The organism is Bacteroides sp. BFG-637 (genome assembly GCF_024793605.1).
GTDB classification, from domain to species: Bacteria; Bacteroidota; Bacteroidia; order Bacteroidales; family Bacteroidaceae; genus Bacteroides; species Bacteroides vicugnae.
On record NZ_JANUPD010000002.1, the window covers coordinates 1,995,817 to 2,014,763 of the forward strand.

Annotated in this window: 13 protein-coding genes and 2 pseudogenes; 7 read left to right on the forward strand and 8 right to left on the reverse strand. The window is 42.6% G+C overall.

The features are described 5' to 3' along the window. Positions 1-17 precede the first annotated feature (17 nt). Both NXX38_RS07920 and NXX38_RS07925 read right to left on the reverse strand, forming a co-directional pair. A complete protein-coding gene (locus NXX38_RS07920; RefSeq protein ID WP_148364216.1) occupies positions 18-2,606 on the reverse strand; it encodes a DUF4955 domain-containing protein in 2,589 nt (862 codons plus the stop codon). Between the two features lie 144 nt (positions 2,607-2,750). Beyond that, positions 2,751-5,591, reverse strand: coding sequence for a DEAD/DEAH box helicase (locus NXX38_RS07925; protein WP_258979018.1), 2,841 nt, complete (start codon positions 5,589-5,591; stop codon positions 2,751-2,753). Between the two features lie 53 nt (positions 5,592-5,644). On the opposite strand from NXX38_RS07925, the gene mnmA reads away from it, so the two are divergent. Beyond that, positions 5,645-6,802: a tRNA 2-thiouridine(34) synthase MnmA gene (gene mnmA, locus NXX38_RS07930; protein WP_258979019.1), complete on the forward strand. Its 1,158-nt coding sequence runs from the start codon at positions 5,645-5,647 to the stop codon at positions 6,800-6,802. Positions 6,803-7,055: 253 nt separating this feature from the next. On the opposite strand, the pseudogene NXX38_RS07935 reads toward mnmA, so the two are convergent. After that, a pseudogene (locus tag NXX38_RS07935) lies at positions 7,056-8,583 on the reverse strand (GH3 auxin-responsive promoter family protein). Positions 8,584-8,720: 137 nt separating this feature from the next. On the opposite strand from NXX38_RS07935, the gene NXX38_RS07940 reads away from it, so the two are divergent. Continuing rightward, positions 8,721-9,731, forward strand: a complete 1,011-nt coding sequence (locus NXX38_RS07940) for an ATP-dependent 6-phosphofructokinase (protein WP_148364212.1) — start codon at positions 8,721-8,723, stop codon at positions 9,729-9,731. Here NXX38_RS07940 and rnc read toward each other — a convergent pair. From rnc to NXX38_RS07955, 3 genes are read right to left on the reverse strand one after another with little or no spacing between them, the layout of a single operon-like run. Further along, on the reverse strand, positions 9,673-10,629 hold the full coding sequence (rnc, locus tag NXX38_RS07945) for a ribonuclease III (protein WP_148364211.1): 957 nt from the start codon (positions 10,627-10,629) through the stop codon (positions 9,673-9,675). The two genes, NXX38_RS07940 and rnc, sit on opposite strands and share 59 nt — an antisense overlap. Further along, the gene (fabF, locus tag NXX38_RS07950; RefSeq protein ID WP_148364210.1) at positions 10,595-11,857 is read right to left on the reverse strand and encodes a beta-ketoacyl-ACP synthase II; all 1,263 of its coding nucleotides are present in this window, start codon (positions 11,855-11,857) and stop codon (positions 10,595-10,597) included. The genes rnc and fabF overlap by 35 nt, the downstream gene beginning before the upstream one ends. 15 nt (positions 11,858-11,872) lie before the next feature. After that, complete coding sequence (locus NXX38_RS07955; protein ID WP_002558672.1) at positions 11,873-12,109, reverse strand: acyl carrier protein; 237 nt, start codon at positions 12,107-12,109, stop codon at positions 11,873-11,875. Between the two features lie 98 nt (positions 12,110-12,207). Here NXX38_RS07955 and NXX38_RS07960 point away from each other — a divergent pair, with 98 nt between their 5' ends. Beyond that, on the forward strand, positions 12,208-12,831 hold the full coding sequence (locus tag NXX38_RS07960) for a phosphoribosylglycinamide formyltransferase (RefSeq protein ID WP_217723346.1): 624 nt from the start codon (positions 12,208-12,210) through the stop codon (positions 12,829-12,831). Here the strand turns inward: NXX38_RS07960 and pdxB are convergent. Further along, the gene (gene pdxB, locus NXX38_RS07965) at positions 12,828-13,868 is read right to left on the reverse strand and encodes a 4-phosphoerythronate dehydrogenase PdxB (RefSeq protein ID WP_148364208.1); all 1,041 of its coding nucleotides are present in this window, start codon (positions 13,866-13,868) and stop codon (positions 12,828-12,830) included. The two genes, NXX38_RS07960 and pdxB, sit on opposite strands and share 4 nt — an antisense overlap. 117 nt (positions 13,869-13,985) lie before the next feature. Between pdxB and NXX38_RS07970 the strand changes: the two genes are divergently transcribed. Genes NXX38_RS07970 through NXX38_RS07980 form a run of 3 tightly spaced genes read left to right on the forward strand, consistent with a single transcriptional unit; the run spans position 13,986 to position 16,760 of the window. Then, on the forward strand, positions 13,986-14,591 hold the full coding sequence (locus NXX38_RS07970; protein WP_004324325.1) for a DUF4254 domain-containing protein: 606 nt from the start codon (positions 13,986-13,988) through the stop codon (positions 14,589-14,591). A gap of 3 nt (positions 14,592-14,594) precedes the next feature. Beyond that, positions 14,595-15,626 (forward strand): glycosyltransferase family 9 protein, encoded by a 1,032-nt coding sequence (locus NXX38_RS07975; RefSeq protein ID WP_148364207.1) that lies wholly within the window; start codon positions 14,595-14,597, stop codon positions 15,624-15,626. 57 nt (positions 15,627-15,683) lie between these two features. Further along, positions 15,684-16,760, forward strand: a complete 1,077-nt coding sequence (locus NXX38_RS07980) for a glycosyltransferase family 1 protein (protein ID WP_258979022.1) — start codon at positions 15,684-15,686, stop codon at positions 16,758-16,760. On the opposite strand, the gene NXX38_RS07985 is transcribed toward NXX38_RS07980, so the two are convergent. Continuing rightward, complete coding sequence (locus NXX38_RS07985; protein WP_217723339.1) at positions 16,743-17,801, reverse strand: glycosyltransferase family 9 protein; 1,059 nt, start codon at positions 17,799-17,801, stop codon at positions 16,743-16,745. The two genes, NXX38_RS07980 and NXX38_RS07985, sit on opposite strands and share 18 nt — an antisense overlap. A gap of 232 nt (positions 17,802-18,033) precedes the next feature. Between NXX38_RS07985 and NXX38_RS07990 the strand changes: the two are divergent. Next, positions 18,034-18,946: pseudogene (locus NXX38_RS07990) on the forward strand (lipopolysaccharide kinase InaA family protein). The last annotated feature ends 1 nt before the right edge of the window (position 18,947 follow it).

Below are 18,947 nucleotides of genomic sequence, written 5' to 3' on the forward strand. Positions count from 1 at the left end.
ATATTGTTTTAAAGTTATTATTTTAAAGAGGATAGCCAAGAAGGAACATATCCCAAACGTTTACGTAATTGAGCCTCATAGAGTGAATATGGTTCCACAGCAGTTCCGTTGCTTTCGAGTCGTTTCATTTGAGTATCATCAAAATCTAAAGGACTTCCGTGGAAACCGACAATGATAGGAGGCATAAATTTCCACCAAAAGCCGTTACCATCCCACCAGGTAAATTTACCTTCTGTATCGATGTCCTGGTCTGTTTGTGCATTTGTTGCATAGAAATTCCATATTGTCAGATTCTCCATATGATTAGGCATTTGGGCAGAGTCTCCTCCTTGTCTCCAATGCATGAAACCACCGGAACAGCAGTCGATTAGTGTTGCACGTGGCTGTGTGGCATGTGATTCAAAGCAAGAATCATCTCCCCATCTAACATTCCATATTACAGCACCTATACTTTGCTTTGAAACACCGCAAGCGTGATATTGTCCAACATTCATTTTATATTCCATCAATGTGTTTTCACCTTCTCCTTTTCTAAGTGTGTAGCCATTGCTGTTTTCAGTTACTTTTCCAATAAAGATACGGGAAGAAGCTTGCGATCGGATAGAAGCATGTCCACGATTACCGCCAATAGTGATGTCATAAGCAGAACAGTTGGCAGAACTGGTGATTGACATGGCTTCACTAACACTCTCAAAATTAACCCGGCGCATCCACGAATTGGTCAGACGCACAAAATCGATGAGCTTAAAACCACCATCGTCAATGTCAGAGCCGTGGTGAATGAACTTCTCTTTGGCGTGTCCTTTGAAGGTCAGGTCTTCTACACCCACATTGGCATAGTTTGCGAACTTATGTACTTTCCATCCCCAATCTTTATTGATAGCGTGCATGATCGGCTCTTTGAAGGTAACATTGTTACCGCTGATTTTCTCAATCTGATGATATTCGTATATCTGAATCCCTTTTGTCTTGATATTGGGAGTACCACCTTGCTGTATCTTAATATCTTCCCATTTGTGTGGATATAATTCGGAGTTAATTACATTGTCATCCGTATTTTCCAACACAAGGCATACCCAGCTGCCTCCGCTTACTCCTGTTAAACTAGCCGTTATGGTTTTGCTGCCTATCGGAGCGTCTTCGGTGATGGTACCGACAGATTCTCCTAATCCTGTATTGTGTTTGAACTCCATCATGACAGGAGCATTCCACATCTCTTCGGTTGGCTTGGGAGAATTATTGGCAGCGGTCATTTCGAGTGTCGTTTTGTTTTTTCCGGCTCCTTTTAAAACAATATCACTCATTGATATACGAATCCTGCGATCTTTAGAATCCTCATCTTGCAGAATATAGTTTCCTTCGGGGAAGTAGATAATAGCTTTAGCATTTTCCTTGATATATCGGTCGGTCATATTGTTGTCTTCTTGCTTTGTTTGACTCGCTATTTCTGCCAAGACCTTCATGAAAGCTGCTCTGTCAGATTTACCGTCGTTGGGGATAGCTCCATATTTGGGATCTGTAACATCGTATACTTTATATCCTTGCGCTGTTAGCGTTTCTATTTCGGGAGGAGCCATTTCACCATACTTATATCCGGCGTATGAAAAGTCTAATAACACATTCTGTTGGTCAGCGTTAACAAACTGCTGCCAGGCTTCTGCTCCGGCTTCGCTGGAAAGTTGTTTAACTTCAATAGATACAATACGGATATAATTCTTTGATGAAGTCAGTACAATTTTAATAGTTTCTTCCACATCCTTTGTCGCAGTTGCTTGTGGTGTGATAGTTAACAAGTTCTCGGACAAAAGAACATTCCATCCTTTAGGAGCTTGTACTACGGCTTGTTGTACGTCATTCTGTTCTACTTTATATTCCTTATGATTCTCATTGGGGGCGAAAACCTGCACGGCTTGTTCGCTGTCGGCATCATTGAGACCATAAATTATCAGTCCAAAGGTGTCATCTACCGGAAAGGTATATGTTTTTCCTCCATCGGATAATGTGAATGAGAAAGTGTGGTTTGCTTCATTATATTCTACCTTACTGAATATACTGGTTCCTCCCTGACTTCCACCTTCGGCCTTAGTTCCTAAGCTTGTATACGTTTGTCCATTATCGTAGCTCACTTGCCAATATCCACTGGAGGATACGCTGATTAATGGAGTTGCCACCACATTGCCTTCTTCATCACGGGGCCATGCCGATACTTTCTCTCCATCGGCTCCCGGCAGATATTTGAAATCGGTATCACTACTTGTTTTATATATCCAGTAGCCTTCTTCATCTACGGAAAATTCAGGGACAGATGCCTGTACCGCTTCACTTTCCATGACTTTAATGCTTGTTCCGTCACTAAGTTCCAGCAAATATCCCAGACCATCTTTAGTCGGAGTAATTCCGATAATGACTTTGTTTTTTTGCATAAGGGCTTGCAGACTGGCAAATGAAGTATTCAGTCCTTCCGTTGCTTTTTCCAAAGCAGCGACACGGTCTTTCAGAGAATTGATGTCTGCTTCCAGGTCATCTGTTTTCTGGCACGATTGCATGATTGCCAACATGCTGCAAATACCAAATAGTAATAGGTAGGTAATGCTCCTGTTTTTCATACGTTTATTATTTCGGGTTATTTATAATTTTCACAATGGCAAAGATAACCGGATAAAATAAGAATATATGGATAAAAAAATTCAGGAATACGATGAAATAATACATTTTACACGCCTCTGTGATAGATTGTGACTTATGTATTATTAGAGCAGGTCTACCCATTGCTCGTTACTTAACATTGGTAATGGCTCACTATCGGCAACAAATGTTTCCGCCAGTTTCCGTTTCTCATCTTGTAGGTGAAGAATCTTTTCTTCGATACTGTTTTGGGTAATGAAGCGGTAAGCAATCACTTGCTTGTCCTGCCCGATACGATGGGCGCGGGCGATCGCCTGCGATTCGGCGGCAGGATTCCACCAGGGATCTATGATAAATACATAGTCGGCTTGAGTCAGATTAAGTCCCACGCCTCCTGCCTTTAGTGAAATCAGGAATGCCTGGACATCTTTTTGATCGGTGAAATGGGCGATTTCGGAAGGGCGGTTGTTGGTCGTTCCTGTTAATAAGGCATATTTCCAACCCCGTTCGTGGAAAGCTTCGGCGAGCACCTCCAGATGCCTGACGAATGAGGAGAAAATTAAAACTTTGTGGCCTTCGCTCTGTAGCGTATCGAATGTTTCGATTATCTGTGCCGTTTTTCCGGATGTTCCGGTATAGTCGGGAAGGATAAGTTGCGGGTGGCAGGATAGTTGTCGTAAACGTAAGATGCCATTTAATACACTAAACGAATGAAGCCTGTCGGTACTTTGAGGATGCTGAAGAAGGATGTTACGCAGGCTGTTTTTCTCCTGTTCGTAACAAGTGTTCTGTTCTTCAGTCATGTCGCAGTAGATGGTCTCTTCGGTAAGTGCCGGAAGTTCCGGAGCTACCTCTTTCTTGCTTCTACGGAGGATAAATGGGGCTGTCAGCTGCTGCAATAATACTTTTGCACGGGTATTCCCCTGACGAATCGGCATTATAAACTGCTTTTGGAAAGCACTTTCCGTGCCCAGTAAGTCTGGTTGTATAAAGTGAAATTGAGCCCACAGGTCCTTTAATGAGTTTTCGATGGGAGTACCTGTAAGCACAAGCCGGTGTTTACTTTGTAGTCGAATGGCTGACCGGAAGGTGAGCGATTCACTATTTTTGATATTCTGACTTTCATCGAGCACGATGTATTCGAAACGGTATGAACAGAGTATATCAATGTTATTCCTCATCATGCCATACGTCGTAAAGATCAAGTGAAAATGACCGAAGAATTTTTCCGGTCGTTCCTTGTCTATAGCCACGGTGTTGTTGTATTCCGTCATCGAGAGCGCTGTAAAGCGTTTGGCTTCCCGTCGCCAGTTATGAAGTAGCGATGTGGGGACAACGATCAGGGTAGCCGGTTGCTTGGGAGTAGATGGCTTATATATATACTGTAATAGAGTGAGAGTTTGAAGTGTCTTCCCAAGTCCCATGTCATCTGCCAGGCATCCGCCAAATCCTTGTTTGTGCAAGTGTACCATCCATGAGAATCCTTTCTGCTGATAGGGACGTAACGTTGCTTTGAGTTTTCTGGGTACGGCAACATTTTGTATCTGTTGCTTCACCGGAAATTTCTTTAATTCCTCTTCACTTAAGGCAGTTTGTGCAGCACCTGCAAATGTATGTTTCAAGCGGATTCCTTTTTCCGTTTGAATTCCTATCTCTAATAAATTCGCATATTTGCTGAACCATTCCTCTGGCAGGAGAATCATGCGGCCATCGGGTAGCAGATACTCTCTCTTTTCTTCCAGGATATGTTTGCGGAAACGTGAAAAAGGAATACGCAGATTACCGATAACAACGGTGATGCGCAATTCAAACCAGTCGACCTCATCGTCGCAACTTTGCTCGATGCGTATCTCGTCCAGGCAATAAGGTGTGTTTCCCATATTGCAGGTGAGATGGAAGGACTGCTGCAACATCTCCCGATGGCTGTTGATCCATTCGACAATCGTTTTTTCCGGAGCTTCGGGGGATAGGCTGAAATGTGTATCATTGAGTTGTTGCAGGCCTGCATCCGTTAAGAGCTGAACGGCTTGTTTTTCAGCAGTAATGTTCCGGCGAAAAAAGAAGATCCCACCGGATGTTTTCCGATAGACGATTTTCTTCATTTCAAGGGCGCTATCCGGTGTAAATGTCTGATCTCCATAACGGAAACCAAGCTGCAATGCTTGTCCGTTGTACGTCGTGTCTTCGAATGAGAGAATTGCTTCACAAGTACATTTTTCTTCCATCATACTCAAACCGTGAGCCTCGATTTCGTGATAGCGTGCAATCGGGATGACAATGTTATCTATGTATTTTTCAATTTGGGAAGCGTCTACGCTGATCGATCTTTTCTTTGTAAAAGGTAAGATACGTGCACTTTCAATGTGCGGAAAGAAGTATAGCTCCATTCCCAATAATAGCGTCGTCGGCGAGGAAGTCAGTACAACCACAGGTTTCAACTCGCTCAAAGAGAATGGCTGCCCTTCATAATAGCACTGCAACTGATAACGGAACGTTTTATTGTCAACATGAAACGTTACGCGAATTTCTGCATTATGCGGATTTATGTGATAGGCATGATGGGCGTATAGTATTTTACTGCCGGCTTGTTTCTGATAAAAAGGCAGTCCATTGTCGCGTATCAGTGCCAGCATCTCCAACAGTTTCTTTTCGATAGGCGGACGGATATCATTTTTAATTCGTTCCGGATCTTCGGATAACTTATGTAGAAAACGCGATACTGTTTTTTCGCGGGAGTAAACGCTCATTAGATGCTTCTCTGTATAATAAGAGGCGATATGAATAGCTTGTCTTTCTGCCTCACTCATCTTGCTCATAGCTTCGGGAGAGGCGTGAAATGCTTGTTCCACCAATTGCAAGGTACCATCGTCCAGCCTTTCCGCAATATAGGGAATCAGCAATATGCCGAGTATCGGATGCTCTGTGAAAACGATTATAACTTGTCCGTTAGTTGGTCTCTCTTTCATTCTCTTTTAGGCTTTAACAGACAAAGATACGGGAAAATACTTAATTTTGCAGCATGATGGAGGAAAACAAACGAGTATTGCTTGGAATGAGCGGCGGTACAGATAGTTCTGTTGCTGCTATGCGATTGTTGGAAGCCGGTTATGAAGTAATCGGAGTAACCTTTCGTTTTTATGAACTGAATGGCTCGACAGAGTATCTGGAAGATGCCCGTAATCTGGCAGAACGTTTAGGAATACGGCATATAACGTACGATGCCCGTGAAATATTCAGTAAGCAGATTATTGACTATTTTGTGCAGGAGTATCTGGCAGGACGGACTCCGGTCCCTTGTACATTGTGCAATAATTACCTGAAATGGCCTCTGCTTGCTAGAATTGCCGATGAAATGGGTGTTTTCTATATCGCTACCGGGCATTACGCGCAGAATATACAACTAAATAATACCTTTTATATAACATACGCTGCCGACTCGGATAAGGATCAAACTTTCTTTCTATGGGGATTGAAACAAGATATTCTTTGCAGGATGCTCTTGCCGATGGGAAATATTACGAAAGTGGAAGCCCGTGCCTGGGCTGCCGAACATGGGTTCCGGAAGGTGGCAACTAAAAAGGACAGTATAGGCGTTTGTTTTTGCCCAATGGACTATCGGACTTTTCTGAAAAACTGGTTGGCTCAAAATAGTGTGGTATTGGCAGGGGAAAAGCTGATGATGGAAGAGGGTCAATCATTGGTTGAAGATTGTCAGAGATTGGTTGGAAGCAGTCAGGCAGGACTCAATAAAGTGAAACGAGGAAGATTTGTCGATGAAAAGGGAGATTTTATTGCCTGGCATGAGGGCTATCCTTTTTATACCATTGGACAGAGACGTGGCTTGGGCATTCATTTGAACCGTCCCGTATTTGTGAAAGAGATTAATCCTGAAAAGAACGAAGTGGTATTAGCTTCTCTTTCAGCTCTGGAGAAAACAGAAATGTGGCTGAAAGACTGGAATCTTGTCAATCAGGAGCGTACTTTAGGGCATTCTGACATCATTGTGAAAATACGGTATCGCAAACAGGAAAACCATGCTACGATTACCATTACACCGGATCATCTACTACATGTGCAACTTCATGAGCCTTTAACCGCCATTGCTCCGGGACAAGCTGCCGCATTCTATAAAGATGGTTTATTATTGGGAGGAGGGATAATAGTCAATGCCCGGTAATCTTTATATGGGGGAAGGTGATTCGTCTGACAGGGGTGAGTCAAAACGAAATTTAGCTTATTGACTGACAAAGATTAGGCACGGATTACGCGGATTACACGGACAAGTTTATTCTCTTTCCATGTTCATCCGTGTAATCCGCGTAATCCGTGCCTAAAAGATACTAGAATGGTGCTTCTGCTTCGAAATACCTTCCTTGTACAAGCAATCTCTGTAATAAAGATACTTGTGTCGGTTATGTCTTGGTTTTTGGTTATTCTTCCGAAGGAATACTGTCATTCAGCGCTAGCATTGTTTCTATATATTCGCGCGTATTACTTAATCTGGGAACTTTGTGTTGTCCTCCCAGCTTTCCTTTCTGTGCCAGCCAATCATGGAATAATCCCTCACGGGCAACGATCACTTCCAATGGTTGCAGGGCTATATCTTTCCATCGTTTCGCCTCATAATCGGAATTAACCTCCTTTAGTGTGGCATCAAGTATCGCTGCAAATTTTTCTACTGAATCCGGCATCTTAGCGAACTCTATTAACCACTGGTGCCGGCATTTTGCATTCTCATCCATAAACACAGGTGCCGCGGTGTATTCACTAACTTGCGCTCCGGTTTCGGCACAAGCCTTTGCCAATCCTTTTTCAGCGTTATCGACAATCAGTTCTTCGCCAAATGCGTTGATGAAATGCTTTGTTCTTCCTGTGATGACAAACTTATAGGGATTCTTGCTGGTAAACTTCACCGTATCACCAATCATGTATCTCCATAAACCGCAAGAAGTAGAAATAACCATTGCATAGTTTTTGTTGAGCTCGACTTCTTCAAGGCAGTAAACCCGTGGACTTTCTTTTCCTACTTCCTCCAGCGGAACAAACTCGTAGAAGATTCCATAGTCGATCATTAATAACATGGCAGGATCGGAGAGGTCGTTTTGAGTTCCGAAATATCCTTCAGAAGCATTATAAGTCTCAACATAATGCATCTTCGGTGTTTGAATCACCTGCTTGTATTGCTCACGATAAGGAGTGAAAGCCACTCCACCGTGGAAGAAAACTTCCAGATTGGGCCATACTTCTTCCAAAGTCTGTTTTCCTGTCTTTTCGAGAACACGTTTGATAAGTACGAGCATCCATGACGGTACGCCGGACAAACTTGTCACATTTACCGGAATAGTGCTGTTGGCGATTGCTTCTATTTTGGTTTCCCATTCGCTCATCAATGCAATTTTCTTGCTGGGTACACGAATGAAATTGATAAGCGGATTCACATTTTGAATCAGAATAGCGGATAAATCTCCTACTAAACTATGGTTGGAGTTGAGGTTCGGACTATGGCTACCTCCAAGAATCAGTCCCTTGCCGGAGAAAAAAATGGCTATCCGGATTGATGCGGAAATAAAGAGCTGCCGCATCTTTTCCTCCTCTGTAATGAATGTCTTCCAGTGCCTCTTTGCTGACAGGAAGGAATTTACTTTTATCATTAGTCGTTCCGGAGGATTTTGCAAACCAGCGTATCTCCGATGGCCAAAGCAGATTCTGTTCCCCGGCTCGCAAACGTTCCACATAAGGTTTGATTTCTTCGTATGTTTGGATAGGAACACGTTTCCGGAAGTCTTCATAGTTACGGATAGAGGAGTAATCGTACTTTCTTCCCCATTCAGTCTGAGCGGCCTGGTGTATTAAACGGCTTAACACACGATGCTGTATCTCACTAGCCTGACTAGCATATAGGTCTATCTGTTTTAAACGGGAATCGAAAGTCTTACTAATAATTTTTGTAATATTCATTTCTGCTTTAACATAATAATGTTTAGTCGTGCAAAAGTAACTTATTTATCTTTTTTTTCTATCTTTACGACGGAAATAATCGTTAAAAATTGACGACTTCCATAGAATACCCGAGTTTTAGACTAAAAAATGCGACAATGAGAATTGGAATCTTAACATCCGGCGGGGACTGTCCCGGCATCAATGCCACCATTCGTGGCGTGTGCAAAACTGCCATCAATTATTATGGGATGGAAGTGATAGGCATTCACAGCGGTTTTCAGGGCTTGCTGACCAAAGATGTCGAATCTATTACAGACAAGTCGCTTTCCGGTCTGCTGAATTTGGGTGGAACGATGTTGGGAACCTCTCGCGAGAAGCCTTTCAAAAAAGGAGGTGTTGTCTCGGATGTTGACAAACCGTCTTTAATTCTTCAGAATATCCGTGAAATGGGACTGGATTGTATCGTTTGTATCGGTGGAAATGGAACACAGAAGACCGCAGCCAAGTTTGCTGCAATGGGAGTTAACATCGTATCTGTTCCTAAAACCATTGATAATGATATTTGGGGCACGGACATCTCTTTTGGTTTCGATTCGGCGGTAAGTATTGCTACTGATGCCATTGACCGTCTACATTCTACCGCAAGTTCTCATAAAAGGGTGATGGTGATTGAAGTGATGGGGCATAAAGCGGGTTGGATTGCTTTGTATTCCGGTATGGCAGGAGGAGGGGATGTGATTCTCGTCCCAGAAATTGCTTATGACATTAAGAATATCGGCAATACGATTCTGGAAAGACTAAAGAAAGGCAAACCCTATTCTATTGTAGTGGTAGCGGAAGGTATTCAGACTGACGGGCGTAAACGTGCTGCTGAATATATCGCGCAGGAAATTGAATATGAAACCGGTATAGAAACCCGCGAAACAGTTTTGGGGTATATCCAGCGTGGTGGTTCGCCTACTCCTTTCGACCGCAATCTTTCTACCCGCATGGGCGGGCATGCAACAGAATTGATAGCCAATGGCCAATTCGGGCGTATGGTGACTTTAAAAGGGGATGATATAGCATCTATCCCTCTTGAAGAAGTTGCAGGAAAACTGAAATTAGTTACTGAAGATCACGATTTGGTGATTCAGGGTCGTCGCATGGGGATTTGCTTTGGTTAGACTCCGGAGCTTCTGCGTCCTGCATTGTGGAAATCTCATCGACGAGGATGTTTTCTTCTGAAATATTTTCCGGTTCAGCAGCAGTTGCAGAATGTTGTGCTTTGATCTCTTCGATAGTTGATATAAATGTAGGCTCCTTTACTTTCTTTATAGCCATCTGGGCGGCATTCTGTTGAGATTCCTTCTTGGAATACCCCGTACCTGTTCCTGCCGGAAGTCCTTCAATGCGTACTTCGGTTTGGAATACAGGATTGCTGTCATGATCGAGAAACTGCTCTATTAATTCAAAGGAAACCTCCATTTTGTTCTTTTGACTCCACTCGATAAGTTTGGATTTGAAGTTAACCTCTTTTCGGGATATTTTCTCCAGGTCGATATAACGGTTAATGATCCGTTGCTCCATAAACTGCTTGCAACGTTCATATCCCTGATCCAGATAAATAGCTCCGATAAACGCTTCAAAAGCATTTCCGTACATATAGCTATTGTGAGAGGAGGAGCGGGTGGAATACTTGATGAGCTTGTCCAAGCCGATTTCAACGGCCAACTTGTTCAACGTTTCCCGTTGTACAATCTTGGAACGTGTATTGGTCAGGAAACCTTCCCGTTTCCCTTCGAAACGTTTGTAGACAATATCTCCCACGATGGCGTCGAGGATGGCGTCACCTAAAAACTCCAGCCGTTCATTGTTGAGGGGACGTCCCTTGTCGGAGCGGACAGAAGTCGATTTGTGCAGGAGAGCCTGCTCATAAAGCTGGATATTGCGCGGGTAGAATCCGAGTATCCGGTAAAAACAAAGATAAGACTCTCTATCCTTGCGGAACAAGAGCCTTATCTTATCTATTTCGTTACGTAACACGATATTACTCTGCGTATTTCTTGAAGATAACGCACGCATTGTGACCGCCAAATCCGAATGTATTGGACAAGGCAACATTAACTTCGCGTTTCTGTGCTTTGTTGAACGTGAAATTAAGGTTATAGTCGATGTTCTCGTCGTTGTCACCTTCTTCGTGGTTGATAGTCGGAGGAACAATGCCGTTCTTGATGGCAAGGATGCTTGCAATAGATTCTACCGCACCGGCAGCTCCCAGCAAGTGACCTGTCATTGATTTGGTTGAACTGATGTTCAACTCGAACGCATGATCACCGAATACTTCCTTGATTGCTTTTGCTTCTGAAATATCACCAACCGGAGTAGATGTACCGTGTACATTGATATAATCTACTTCTTTCGGATCCATTTCCGCATCTTCCAGTGCATTTCTCATCACCAATTTCGCTCCCAGACCTTCCGGATGAGAAGCTGTCAGGTGATGTGCATCTGCAGACATACCTACACCGGCAACTTCTGCATAGATTTTTGCACCACGAGCTTTAGCGTGTTCCAGTTCTTCCAGGATCAAGCAACCGCCACCTTCGCCCATAACGAAACCATCGCGGCTTGCGCTAAACGGACGTGAAGCTTTAGAAGCTTCGTCGTTGCGTGTTGACAAGGCGTGCATAGCGTTGAAACCACCTACACCTGCCGGGAAGATCGCTGCTTCCGAGCCACCGGATACAATTACATTTGCTTTACCCAAACGAATCAGGTTGAAGGCATCTGCAATGGCATTGGTTGAAGTAGCACATGCTGAACAAGTCGCGTAGTTAGGACCATGGAAACCATACATGATAGAAATCTGTCCGGCTGCAATATCCGAAATCATCTTTGGAATGAAGAACGGATTAAACTTCGGACCCATTTCCTGACGAGTGTAGTAGTTGCCTACCTCTTCTTCAAATGTATGTATACCACCAATACCGGCGCCAAAAATAACACCGATTTTGTTCAAGTCTTCTTTCTCGACGTCAAGCCCCGAATCACTTACCGCTTCTTTGGCAACAGCGATGGCATACTGAGTGTACAAGTCCATCTTTCTTGCTTCTTTGCGGTCTATGTATTTCGTTGCATCGAAGTCTTTCACTTCGCATGCGAATTGGGTCTTGAATAACGACGCATCAAAATGAGTAATAGGCCCTGCTCCACTAACCCCGTTCACAATGTTTTCCCAAAATTCGGGAACGCTATTGCCAACGGGAGTAATGGCGCCAAGGCCTGTTACTACCACTCTTTTTAATTCCATATTGATGAAATCGAATTACTTAGCGTGTTCTTCGATATAAGATACAGCATCACCTACAGTACCAATCTTTTCTGCTTGGTCATCAGGAATAGAGATACCGAATTCTTTTTCGAATTCCATGATAAGTTCTACAGTGTCAAGAGAATCTGCTCCCAGGTCGTTAGTGAAGCTTGCTTCGGTTGTAACTTCTGATTCTTCTACGCCTAATTTATCAACGATAATCGCTTTTACTCTTGATGCAATTTCAGACATAACTTTAAGTTTTTAATTAATAATTAGTTTTATTTCTTTAAATTTGCGGTGCAAAGGAATGAATATTTATCGTTTTGCGCAAATATTTGACTAAATAAATGCAATGTTTTGCACATTTTTCACTGTTTTGTGCATCGAATTTGAGGGTTATGAAGAAAAACATCGCAATTTTCGCTTCCGGTTCCGGCTCTAATGCTGAGAATATTATCCGGTATTTCCAAAAAAACGATTCCGTTCAGGTTTCGTTGGTACTTTCTAATAAGAGTGATGCCTATGTTTTGGAACGTGCGCATCGCTTGGGAGTGCCTTCTAACGTGTTTCCAAAGGAGGATTGGATAGCCGGAGATGAAATTTTGGCTATTTTGCAGGAGTACCGCATTGATTTTGTCGTGTTGGCCGGCTTCTTAGTTCGTGTACCGGATTTGCTTTTGCATGCTTATCCCGATAAAATTATAAATATACATCCTGCTCTTCTGCCGAAGTATGGAGGTAAAGGAATGTATGGCGACCGAGTGCATGAAGCAGTGGTAGCTGCCGGTGAAAAAGAAAGCGGTATCACTATACATTATATAAATGAGCATTACGACGAAGGAAATACGATTTTTCAAGCTACTTGCCCTGTTCTTTCGACTGATTCTCCGGGTGATGTAGCTAAAAAGGTGCATGCTTTGGAATATGAACACTTCCCGAAAATCATAGAACAGGTATTAAGTAACACCTAATACTTAATAATGTATGCTTTCTCTTCCCGCCGCAAAGGATAATCTCCGCGCAGGGTTTCGAATAGCTCCGGTTGATTTTTTAGCCGGTTGCTGTCTTCGGTTGGATTATACATTTGGAGGACTGCTTCTGCGTGGTTTTTAGCGTGAATAATGGGGGAGGCGGGTGCGGGTGCGTTAATTTCATAATCCCCTTTTATTTGGAAGAATTTGCAGATAGCATCCAATGACATACGTGTGGCGTTTGCTTTTCCATCTGCAGAGTAACCTGCAATGTGAGGAGTTCCGATAAATGCCTTTTCCAGTAGATCGCGGTTGATTTCCGGTTCATGCTCCCATACGTCGATGATGGCATCCGAAATCATCCGGCTGTTCAAGGCTTTTAAAAGAGCATCAGTCTGGATGACTTCTCCTCGTGAGGTATTGATAATAACAGGCTTCCGTTTGAGTGACTGAAAGAAATCTTCATCTGCCAGGTGGAACGTTTTATATTTTCCTTCCTTATATAAAGGTACGTGAAAAGTGATGATGTCGCACTCTTCCGCTATTTTCTTTAGTGAAGAGAACCGTTCTGCACCTTCTTTTTCTTCCCGTGGCAAATCATTCAATAAAACACGCATGCCAAAATCCTGGGCAACTTTAGCTACCTTACTCCCGACATTTCCTACTCCTATGATTCCAATCGTCAGTTCATTTAGCTTTTTGTTTCTGCAAGATTTCCACACCAGAAGCGATGACTGTATATATTGGGCGACAGAAGCCGAGTTACATCCCGGTGCATTCGTCCATTCAATGCCTGCCTGTTTGCAATACTCCGTATCAATATGGTCGAAACCTATGGTTGCGGTCGCTATGAATCTCACTCGACTACCTTCCAATAAATCCCGGTTGCAATGTGTGCGGGTACGGACAATAAGAGCGTCTGCATCTCGTACGAGCTCCGGGGTGAAATCCTTACCCGGTGCATAAACCACCTCATCGGCTATTCTCTGAACCGCCTCTTTTATATAAGGTATTTTATTGTCGATAATAATTTTCATATACAATTCATCTTTTGTACCCACAAAGGTAACAAATAAAAAAGTAAGAAACGGTTGCTTGTCTGAAAAATATTACATAGATTTGCCCTATTATATATCTATTAGCTAGTTAAGATTATGACATTTAGTAACCTTTGCAACGAGATTTTTTGGAAATCGACAACTGATTACCATGTGACGGATAGTGTGGATGCTCCGATGAACAATCCTTACGAGTTGAAAACTATTGAGTATTATTTATATCTAAAGAACTGGATTGATGCCGTGCAATGGCATTTTGAGGATATTATCCGTGACCCGCAGATTGATCCGGTAGAAGCATTGGCCTTGAAAAGAAGAATTGATAAATCAAATCAGGACCGTACGGATCTGGTGGAATTAATTGATAGCTACTTTTTAGACAAATACAAAGAGGTAAAACCTCTCTCTGACGCAACGATCAATACGGAAAGCCCTGCATGGGCAATTGACCGCCTGTCAATTCTTGCATTGAAAATTTACCACATGCAACAGGAGGTGGAGCGTACGGATACTACCGAGGAACACCGTGCTCAATGCCAGACTAAGTTGAATATCCTGCTGGAACAACGCAAAGACCTTTCTACGGCTATTGAACAGCTGTTGGCTGATATCGAGGCCGGAAGAAAATATATGAAAGTATATAAACAGATGAAGATGTATAATGACCCGGCATTAAATCCGGTGCTTTATGCGAAAAAATAACGAATGGCGCGTATTCTCATTATTCGTTTTTCAGCTCTTGGCGATGTAGCCATGACAATCCCGGTAATACATTCGTTGGCTGTGCAATACCCGCAGCACGAAATAACAGTGTTAAGTCGTGCTGTATGGCAGCCGCTCTTTCAGGGGTTGCCTGCCAATGTGGGTTTTGTCGGAGCTGATTTAACTGGCAAACACAAGGGATTTTGGGGCTTGAATAGCCTTTATTCGGAATTAAAAGCGATGCATTTTGATTACATTGCTGATTTTCATCATGTACTTCGTTCTAAGTATTTATGTTTGCGATTCCGTCTTGCCAATAAACCGGTAGCTTCCATTTGTAAAGGAAGGGCAGGCAAAAAGAAGCTGGTTCGCCGTCATGATAAGGTGATGGAAAATCAGAAGAGTTCTTTTCGTCGTTATGCCGATGTACTTGAGAAGCTAGGTTTACCGGTACTATTAAATTTCTCTTCCATTTATGGCGAAGGAAAAGGAAACTTTGCGGAAATAGAACCAGTCACAGGACCTAAAGAAGACCAGAAGTGGATTGGTATAGCTCCTTTTGCCAAACATGCAGGTAAGATTTATCCGTTAGAACTGCAAGAGCAAGTTATAGCACATTTTGCTGCCAACCCCAAAGTAAAGGTTTTCCTTTTTGGAGGTGGTAAAAGTGAGCAGGACGTATTTGATGCATGGATTGCTAAATATCCTTCTGTTGTTTCAATGATCGGTAAACTGAATATGCGTACCGAGCTGAATCTGATGAGCCATCTGGATGTGATGCTTTCAATGGATTCTGCCAACATGCATTTGGCATCCTTGGTCAATATTCCGGTTGTCTCTATTTGGGGAGCCACCCATCCTTATGCCGGTTTTATGGGCTGGAAACAATTGCCGGTCAATACCGTACAACTCGATTTGTCATGCCGCCCCTGTTCCGTATATGGACAGAAGCCTTGCTGGCGAGGTGATTATGCCTGCCTGAGGGATATAAAACCGGAGCAGGTCATTGCGAAAATAGAAGGGATTGTAGATTAATCCTTGCTGAAGTTCAAATTAGCTGTTTATTGAGCCGAAAGAGCGTAGAATCAAATAATGATGAAAGAGATACAACGAAAGAAAAAAGTACTGATAGATCTTACGAATTATGGTAGTCTCACAGCCGGCTTCGGGCAGATTGCGGCCAACTATGCAACCGCCTTTTCGTCTATGCCGGTAGAAGATCTTCATTTTGTATATTTATTGCGGCAGAAATATATGCAGGAATTTGGCCCGAATGTGACTTCTGTTCCGGTGCGTCGTATCAATAAGTTTCTTCCTTTTACCCTTCCCAAGGTAGATGTATGGCATGCAGTGAATCAACAGCGCAAGTTGTTGCGTATTGCCGGTGGTACAAAATTTATCTTTACTATACATGACTTTAATTTCTTAACCGAGAAAAAGCCCTGGAAGGCGAAAATGTATCTTCGCCGGATGCAGAATAAGGTCAATAAGGCAGCGGTCGTGACTACGATCTCTCATTATGTGGCAGATGTCATTCGACAGCATGTAGATTTGAAAGGGAAAGAGGTACGGGTCATCTATAATGGAGTGGAGAGGATTGATACACTGGAAGGAACAAAACCGTCGTTTGCTACAGGGCGTCCTTTCTTTTTTACGATTGGACAAATCCGTAGAAAAAAGAACTTCCATCTCTTGGTTGACGTAATGCGTCATTTTCCGGAATATGATCTATATATTTGTGGAGATGCTCATTTTGCTTATGCTGAAGAAGTGCGCAATCTGATTCGTGAGAATCAGCTTACTAATGTCTTCTTGACGGATGTTATCTCTCAAAACGAGAAGATATGGTTATATCGGAACTGTGAGGCATTCCTGTTTCCTAGTGAGGGAGAAGGCTTTGGATTGCCGGTGGTGGAAGCTATGCAATTTGGGAAGGCTGTATTTGCCGCTAATCGCACTAGTTTGCCGGAAGTTTGTAATGGACACGCTATCATGTGGGAGTATTTGGATACAGAATCTATGGTGCAAAGTATCCGGGAGCATCTGCCTGATTTTTATAAAGACAAGGAGCGTCTGGAGAAAATCAAGGAACATGCCGCTTCATTCAGTTACGAGAAGCATATACAAGCCTACCTTGATTTATATCGGGAGTTAGCTCAATTGCCTTAGTATTGAAGTCAATTGCCCGTATACCTTTTCGGGAGTAATTAATGCAAAACGCTCTTCATAGGTTAATGTTGCCTGCTGTTCCGGCGGAAGAATGTCGTCAGGACTAATTCCTTCGGCAAGTACGGAATTGGCGGGTAACCACATTGATTTTGACGCACTTGGTGAATAAATGGCAAATGAAGGAACTCCAAGAGCCTGGGCGATGTGTCTGGCTCCTCCTTCGTTCCCGAAGTAAAATGAACAGTTGGCACAAAGTGCTGCCAGTTGTCGTAATGAAGAAGCTTGTATATCAATCTTGATGCGTTCCGGACATCCTAATTCCTTGTAGATATTTCTGGCATCTTCTTCTTCGTACCCCGGTGCGTAGTTGAAGATCATTTGTATGTCCTTGTGTTCCTCTAATATTCTTTTCAGTGTGGCTATCATGAACTCCGTATTCCATTTCTTATGTATGAGTTTGGTTGTGACTCCTATTAATAACACGGGGTGTGTAAAATCAATCCCTTCCTTTTCCATATAATATCGGAAATCTTCTTTCTCCCGGTCAGTCAGGTATAACTTGAATTCTTTTGTGTATTGAATAGGTCTGATCTTCTCTAATGGTGCTGCAAGTAACAGGTTGCGTTGTACCATATCAGTTGTCAGATTCTTGCTGTAAGTATCTGTGCGGTAGTTCAGTAGAAAACGGGTATATCCTTTGATACGTCCTATCCGAAAAGGAGTTTTTAATGAGAAAAGAGAGAAAAAAAGAGTCCGGATGGTAGAACGCATATCGATGATTACATCGTATTTATTTTGGTGCATTACCTGCCATATTTTTTTTATATATGCAGTGAACGGCTTATTCTCATTCTTGTCAAATGTAATGACTTTGTCTATGTCCGGATGCCCCTCATAGAGTGGAGCAATATTTTTATTAAGCACGAAGTGTATCTCTGCATCGGGAAAGCTTTTTTTCAGTGTGCTGCACAATGCAACAGCCAGAATAGAGTCCCCTATTTGTCTAAATCGAATAATCAGAATTCTTTTGATTGGTTTCATGCTTAAACTTCTTTATGCTTTTTACCGTGCAAACATAACTAAAAAAAAGCATTTATGTCTAAATATAAATGAAAAGAAAAAAAGAAAAAACGATTAAAGCCACCGTGATGCTGCTTATATGTGGAGAGAGTTAGCCAATCTTTGTGAGAAAAGAGAAAAATATAGTCGGAATATGGCCTAATTTCTTTATCTTTGCTCAATCTTTGTAATTAGGATTATATAGGAGAGTGTAATGAGAGTGATTGTAAATCCCAAGTACGCACATTTGCAGAAGGAGATAGGAAGAAGTTCCGAGGTCCTTCCAGAACGAAGGAGATGTGGTGTACGATGGTCGTAATGTTCTGAAACGGATTAGTTTGGGCAGCATTGATGTTGTGGTGAAGAGCTTTAAAAAGCCTCACATCATCAATCGTGTTGTATATTCGTTTTTCCGCCAGTCGAAGGCAGAACGTTCCTATATTTATTCTATGGAGATCCAACAGCATGGTTTTGACACTCCGGAGCCAGTGGCTATGATCGAGCAATTTCAAGATGGTCTTCTCTCGCATAGCTATTACATTTGTTGTTATGATGGTGGCGAAACTGTCCGTTCCCTGATGGATGGAAAGGTGGAGGGGAATGAAGACAAACTTTCAGCTTTTGCACGCTACACTGCTGCTTTGCATCAGGCAGGTATCCTCCATTTAGACTATTCTCCCGGTAATATACTGATCCATCAGAATGAAACGAATGAATACAGTTTCTCCCTGGTCGATGTGAATCGCATGCAGTTGCTATCGGAAATTGATTGTGATACGGTATGCCGTAATATGTGCCGTTTGTGTATTTCGCGTGAGGTACTGACTTACATCATGACAGAATATGCTTCTTTGCGTGGATGGGACATCGAATCTACGGTCAGTCTGGCTCTTCGTTACAGCGATCAGTTCTTTACTCATTACATTTATCGTCGTGCGGCACGGAAAGAAAAAGAAAAGCATATTGTATCCCTGATTTTATTCTTCCGTTTATACCGTTCCGTACGTAAATTCTTTTCTTGGGAGCCGCATATCTCACGTTTCTTATTGAAAAAGGAAAAGCATATCTATGATACATACTTGTGCAAGTATGATTATTGTGAATTGCTTTCTGCTGATTATCAATGAT

Excerpts from the sequence above, each read along its gene's own strand:
- NXX38_RS07920 (WP_148364216.1), bottom strand. The coding sequence starts at position 2,606 with ATGAAAAACAGGAGCATTACCTACCTATTACTATTTGGTATTTGCAGC.
- NXX38_RS07925 (WP_258979018.1), bottom strand. The coding sequence starts at position 5,591 with ATGAAAGAGAGACCAACTAACGGACAAGTTATAATCGTTTTCACAGAG.
- mnmA (WP_258979019.1), top strand. The coding sequence starts at position 5,645 with ATGATGGAGGAAAACAAACGAGTATTGCTTGGAATGAGCGGCGGTACA.
- NXX38_RS07940 (WP_148364212.1), top strand. The coding sequence starts at position 8,721 with ATGAGAATTGGAATCTTAACATCCGGCGGGGACTGTCCCGGCATCAAT.
- rnc (WP_148364211.1), bottom strand. The coding sequence starts at position 10,629 with ATGCGTGCGTTATCTTCAAGAAATACGCAGAGTAATATCGTGTTACGT.
- fabF (WP_148364210.1), bottom strand. The coding sequence starts at position 11,857 with ATGGAATTAAAAAGAGTGGTAGTAACAGGCCTTGGCGCCATTACTCCC.
- NXX38_RS07955 (WP_002558672.1), bottom strand. The coding sequence starts at position 12,109 with ATGTCTGAAATTGCATCAAGAGTAAAAGCGATTATCGTTGATAAATTA.
- NXX38_RS07960 (WP_217723346.1), top strand. The coding sequence starts at position 12,208 with ATGCAATGTTTTGCACATTTTTCACTGTTTTGTGCATCGAATTTGAGG.
- pdxB (WP_148364208.1), bottom strand. The coding sequence starts at position 13,868 with ATGAAAATTATTATCGACAATAAAATACCTTATATAAAAGAGGCGGTT.
- NXX38_RS07970 (WP_004324325.1), top strand. The coding sequence starts at position 13,986 with ATGACATTTAGTAACCTTTGCAACGAGATTTTTTGGAAATCGACAACT.
- NXX38_RS07975 (WP_148364207.1), top strand. The coding sequence starts at position 14,595 with ATGGCGCGTATTCTCATTATTCGTTTTTCAGCTCTTGGCGATGTAGCC.
- NXX38_RS07980 (WP_258979022.1), top strand. The coding sequence starts at position 15,684 with ATGATGAAAGAGATACAACGAAAGAAAAAAGTACTGATAGATCTTACG.
- NXX38_RS07985 (WP_217723339.1), bottom strand. The coding sequence starts at position 17,801 with ATGAAACCAATCAAAAGAATTCTGATTATTCGATTTAGACAAATAGGG.